Annotated in this window: 4 tRNA genes and 2 rRNA genes; all 6 read left to right on the top strand. The window is 51.5% G+C overall.

Annotated features, from left to right (window positions below):
- Positions 1-569 precede the first annotated feature (569 nt).
- The 6 genes from I2C21_RS17140 (at position 570) to I2C21_RS17165 (ending at position 5,743) form a co-directional block, all read left to right on the top strand.
- Positions 570-2,101 (top strand): 16S ribosomal RNA (locus I2C21_RS17140).
- A 103-nt stretch (positions 2,102-2,204) separates the two neighbouring features.
- Positions 2,205-2,280, top strand: a tRNA-Ala gene (locus I2C21_RS17145).
- A gap of 16 nt (positions 2,281-2,296) precedes the next feature.
- Positions 2,297-2,373: transfer RNA gene (locus I2C21_RS17150), tRNA-Ile, on the top strand.
- Positions 2,374-2,636: 263 nt separating this feature from the next.
- Positions 2,637-5,477, top strand: a 23S ribosomal RNA gene (locus tag I2C21_RS17155).
- The 16S and 23S rRNA genes sit together here with 4 tRNA genes alongside, the layout of an rRNA operon.
- Positions 5,478-5,590: 113 nt before the next feature.
- A tRNA-Lys gene (locus tag I2C21_RS17160) sits at positions 5,591-5,666 on the top strand.
- Between the two features lie 2 nt (positions 5,667-5,668).
- Positions 5,669-5,743 (top strand) — tRNA-Glu (locus I2C21_RS17165).
- The last annotated feature ends 4 nt before the right edge of the window (positions 5,744-5,747 follow it).

Below are 5,747 nucleotides of genomic sequence, written 5' to 3' on the forward strand. Positions count from 1 at the left end.
GGGGTGGTATTCTATCTGAGCGCCTCACGAGAGGGCACTGAAACGAGTCGAAAAGTGAGAAGAAACCGAGCGGAAGCTGGACGGACTTCGAGCGGGACTTGAAAAAAGTGCTTGACAAAGTGAGAAGCGTGTGGTAAACTGAATGAGTTCGCTCGGGAGAGTGGAAGTCGTTGAAAAAGGACTGAAATCAAGTGTTTCGAGGTTGAAAACCTCGAAAAAACTTGAAAAAAGTTCTTGACAGACTCGAAAGAGTGTGGTAAAATAAACGAGTTCCTTGGTGAGAGCGAACGAGCTTGAATGAGAGTGCTGCTGAGTAAGAAGCGAAAAACTTCTGAAAAAAGTACTTGACAAGCGAAAAAGAGTGTGCTAAAATACAGCGCACTGACAGCTGAAAAGCTGTTGAGCGTGTACCTTGTAAATTAAACAACGTGAAAGAAACACGAAGCACCAGAAGGACAAGTTGTCCTTCGCAAGCGCAAGTTTGTGAAGGGGCGACTGATTAATTTCTTTGAAGCTAAGAATTAGGCTTCAATAAAATTGATTTAAGCACGAAAGTGTTTAGATACCATTTTATTGAGAGTTTGATCCTGGCTCAGGATGAACGCTGGCGGCGTGCTTAACACATGCAAGTCGAACGGAGTGCTCATGACGGAGTTTTCGGACAACGGATTGGGCTACTTAGTGGCGGACGGGTGAGTAACGCGTGAGGAACCTGCCTCGGAGTGGGGAATAACACACCGAAAGGTGTGCTAATACCGCATAATGCAGTTGGGTCGCATGACTCTGACTGCCAAAGATTTATCGCTCTGAGATGGCCTCGCGTCTGATTAGCTAGTTGGCGGGGTAACGGCCCACCAAGGCGACGATCAGTAGCCGGACTGAGAGGTTGACCGGCCACATTGGGACTGAGACACGGCCCAGACTCCTACGGGAGGCAGCAGTGGGGAATATTGGGCAATGGGCGCAAGCCTGACCCAGCAACGCCGCGTGAAGGAAGAAGGCTTTCGGGTTGTAAACTTCTTTTGTCAGGGACGAAACAAATGACGGTACCTGACGAATAAGCCACGGCTAACTACGTGCCAGCAGCCGCGGTAATACGTAGGTGGCAAGCGTTATCCGGATTTACTGGGTGTAAAGGGCGTGTAGGCGGGACTGCAAGTCAGGTGTGAAAACCAGGGGCTCAACCTCTGGCCTGCATTTGAAACTGTAGTTCTTGAGTGCTGGAGAGGCAATCGGAATTCCGTGTGTAGCGGTGAAATGCGTAGATATACGGAGGAACACCAGTGGCGAAGGCGGATTGCTGGACAGTAACTGACGCTGAGGCGCGAAAGCGTGGGGAGCAAACAGGATTAGATACCCTGGTAGTCCACGCCGTAAACGATGGATACTAGGTGTGGGGGGACTGACCCCCTCCGTGCCGCAGTTAACACAATAAGTATCCCACCTGGGGAGTACGATCGCAAGGTTGAAACTCAAAGGAATTGACGGGGGCCCGCACAAGCGGTGGAGTATGTGGTTTAATTCGAAGCAACGCGAAGAACCTTACCAGGGCTTGACATCCTACTAACGAAGCAGAGATGCATTAGGTGCCCTTCGGGGAAAGTAGAGACAGGTGGTGCATGGTTGTCGTCAGCTCGTGTCGTGAGATGTTGGGTTAAGTCCCGCAACGAGCGCAACCCCTATTGTTAGTTGCTACGCAAGAGCACTCTAGCGAGACTGCCGTTGACAAAACGGAGGAAGGTGGGGACGACGTCAAATCATCATGCCCCTTATGTCCTGGGCCACACACGTACTACAATGGTGGTTAACAGAGGGAAGCAATACCGCGAGGTGGAGCAAATCCCTAAAAGCCATCCCAGTTCGGATTGCAGGCTGAAACCCGCCTGTATGAAGTTGGAATCGCTAGTAATCGCGGATCAGCATGCCGCGGTGAATACGTTCCCGGGCCTTGTACACACCGCCCGTCACACCATGAGAGTCGGGAACACCCGAAGTCCGTAGCCTAACCGCAAGGAGGGCGCGGCCGAAGGTGGGTTCGATAATTGGGGTGAAGTCGTAACAAGGTAGCCGTATCGGAAGGTGCGGCTGGATCACCTCCTTTCTAAGGAGACTTCAACAAAGCGAGTTCTTTGTTGTAACGTCCTAAGGTCAGGACTTCGGTGCGAATGACTTTCACGTTGTTTAATTTAGAGGGTACACGAGATGGGGGTATAGCTCAGCTGGGAGAGCATCTGCTTTGCAAGCAGAGGGTCATCGGTTCGAGCCCGATTATCTCCACCAGAGAGTGGACCGATACGGGCCCATAGCTCAGCTGGCTAGAGCGCACGACTGATAATCGTGAGGTCGGTGGTTCGAGTCCACTTGGGCCCACCACTTCTTTCGATGTTGGATCGAAGCACCTGAAGACAGATGTTTCGATCTGGTCTCGAAAGAGACTGGAGCTGCACCTTGAAAACTGAACAATGTAGATTGAAAGTAATGCGAAGCAAGCAACAGAGGGCAAAAGCAAATGTTGTGGAACTTTTAAATAGAATGGCGAAAGTCGTTCTAGTGAATGGGTAAAACAATAAGCCAAATGAACTCTGAGGCCTGCATAATTCTTGATGATTTTGAGAACAGCGAAGGCTGTTCTACAAGGTCAAGCTAGAAAGAGCGCAAGGGGAATGCCTTGGCATCAGGAGCCGATGAAGGACGTGACAAGCTGCGATAAGCTTCGGGGAGCTGCACATGAGCTTTGATCCGGAGATTTCCGAATGGGGAAACCCGCTGGAGCAATACTCCAGCATCCTGCGTTGAATCAAATAGGCGTAGGAAGGGAACCGCCTGAACTGAAACATCTAAGTAGGGCGAGGAAGAGAAATCAACCGAGATTCCGCTAGTAGTGGCGAGCGAACGCGGAAGAGGCCAAACCGGAGGATTTATTCTCCGGGGTTGTGGACTCACACAACGGTAGAATAGTTTAGCCGAATGGTATGGGAAGGCCAACCGTAGCGGGTGATAGTCCCGTAGGCGAAAGACGACTTCTATCAGTGAGGATCCAGAGTACCACTGGACACGTGAAACCCGGTGGGAAACTGGGGGGACCACCCTCCAAGCCTAAATACTACCTGATGACCGATAGAGGAGCAGTACCGTGAGGGAAAGGTGAAAAGGACCCCGGGAGGGGAGTGAAATAGAACCTGAAACCTTGTGCTTACAAGCACTCAAAGCCCGTTAAAGGGTGATGAGGTACCTTTTGTAGAATGGTCCGGCGAGTTATTGTCACTAGCAAGCTTAAGGTATTCAGTACCGGAGGCGAAGCGAGAGCGAGTCTGAATAGGGCGTATGAAGTTAGTGGCAATAGACCCGAAACCGGGTGACCTATCCATGGGCAGGTTGAAGTGGGGGTAAAACCCCATGGAGGACCGAACGCACGCTCGTTGCAATGATCGGCGATGACCTGTGGATAGCGGTGAAATTCCAATCGAACTCGGAGATAGCTGGTTCTCCCCGAAATAGCTTTAGGGCTAGCGTCAACTTAGATTACCGGAGGTAAAGCACTGAATGGGCTAGGGGCCGATAAGGTTACTGAACCCTATCAAACTAAGAATGCCGGATAATTGATGGTTGGCAGTCAGACAGTGTGAGATAAGTTTCATTGTCAAAAGGGAAACAGCCCAGACCCACAGCTAAGGTCCCTAATACATGCTAAGTGGAAAACGATGTGGAGTTGCGAAAACAACCAGGATGTTGGCTTAGAAGCAGCCACTCATTAAAAGAGTGCGTAATAGCTCACTGGTCGAGTGACTCTGCGCGGAAAATATAACGGGGCTAAGCATGTAACCGAAGCTTGGGCTTGTCGTAAGACAGGGGTAGGGGAGCGTCGAATATGGGGTGAAGTCGTAGCGAGAGCAGCGGTGGACTGTATTCGAGTGAGAATGCCGGAATGAGTAGCGAGAATTATGTGGGAATCATAATGGCCGAAAATCTAAGGTTTCTTGGGGAAGGTTCGTCCGCCCAAGGTAAGCCGGGAGCTAAGGCGAGGCCGCAAGGCGTAGTCGATGCACATACGGTAGAGATTCCGTAGCCGCCGAACTTTAAGCACGCTGACACTTTGGAATAGGAGAACCCGGGCGTTGGTTGACCCGGGCGTAAGGGACCGAAATATAGTAGGGAAGTCTTCGATGTCCAGAGGCGAGAAAAGGCGTGAGGTATACTAAGGCGCCCGTACCGCAAACCGACACAGGTAGATGAGGAGAGAATCCTAAGGCCAACGGGAGAAGGGTTGTTAAGGAACTCGGCAAATTGGCCCCGTAACTTCGGGATAAGGGGCGCCTCCTACGGGAGGCCGCAGTGAAAAGGCCCAAGCGACTGTTTACCAAAAACACAGGTCTATGCTAAATCGAAAGATGACGTATATGGGCTGACGCCTGCCCGGTGCTGGAAGGTTAAGAGGAGAGCTTAGCGCAAGCGAAGGTTTGAATTGAAGCCCCAGTAAACGGCGGCCGTAACTATAACGGTCCTAAGGTAGCGAAATTCCTTGTCAGGTAAGTTCTGACCCGCACGAATGGCGTAACGATTTGGGCACTGTCTCAACAGCCCACCCGGCGAAATTGTTGTACTGGTGAAGAAGCCAGTTACCCGCAACTAGACGGAAAGACCCCATGGAGCTTTACTGTAGCTTAATACTGGAAATCGGTAAATCATGTACAGGATAGGTGGGAGACTTGGAAGTACGGGCGTCAGCTCGTATGGAGTCACCCTTGGGATACCACCCTTGATTTGCTGGTTTTCTAACCTGCGGCCGTGAATCCGGTCGGGGGACACTGTTAGGTGGGCAGTTTGACTGGGGCGGTCGCCTCCAAAAAGGTAACGGAGGCGCTCAAAGGTTCGTTCAGCACGGACGGAAATCGTGCAGTGAGTGTAAACGCATAAACGAGCCTAACTGCGAGACCGACGGGTCGAGCAGTAACGAAAGTTGGAGTTAGTGATCCGGCGGTATGTGAGTGGAAATGCCGTCGCTCAACGGATAAAAGCTACCCTGGGGATAACAGGCTGATCTCCCCCAAGCGTCCACAGCGACGGGGAGGTTTGGCACCTCGATGTCGGCTCGTCGCATCCTGGGGCTGTATTCGGTCCCAAGGGTTTGGCTGTTCGCCAATTAAAGCGGCACGCGAGCTGGGTTCAGAACGTCGTGAGACAGTTCGGTCCCTATCTGTTGCGGGCGTAAGAGATTTGAAGGGAGCTGTCCTTAGTACGAGAGGACCGGGATGGACAGACCGCTGGTGTACCAGTTGTCCTGCCAAGGGCACGGCTGGGTAGCTACGTCTGGACGAGATAAACGCTGAAAGCATCTAAGCGTGAAACTCCCCCTAAGATTAGATCTCTCACTCTTTATGAGGTAAGGCTCGATGTAGACTACATCGTTGATAGGCCGGAGGTGGAAGTGTGGTAACACATGCAGCTGACCGGTACTAATAAGCCGAGGGCTTGACCTTAACAAGAAGCAATGCAGGCGCTTGCGAGTATGAAATCAACTACATTGTTCGGTTTTGAGGGTGCAGCAAGCACCCCACTTTTTCGGGATACATTCTTTCTCGAAAGAAAGTATGCACCTTTAGCTCAGTTGGTAGAGCAACTGACTCTTAATCAGTGGGTCCCGGGTTCGAATCCCTGAAGGTGCACCAACGGCCCGTTGGTCAAGCGGTTAAGACGGCGGCCTCTCACGCCGCAAACATGGGTTCGATTCCCGTACGGGTCACCAATTT

It is taken from the genome of Clostridium sp. J1101437_171009_A5 (genome assembly GCF_015547905.1).
GTDB lineage: Bacteria > Bacillota > Clostridia > Oscillospirales > Oscillospiraceae > Pseudoflavonifractor_A > Pseudoflavonifractor_A gallinarum.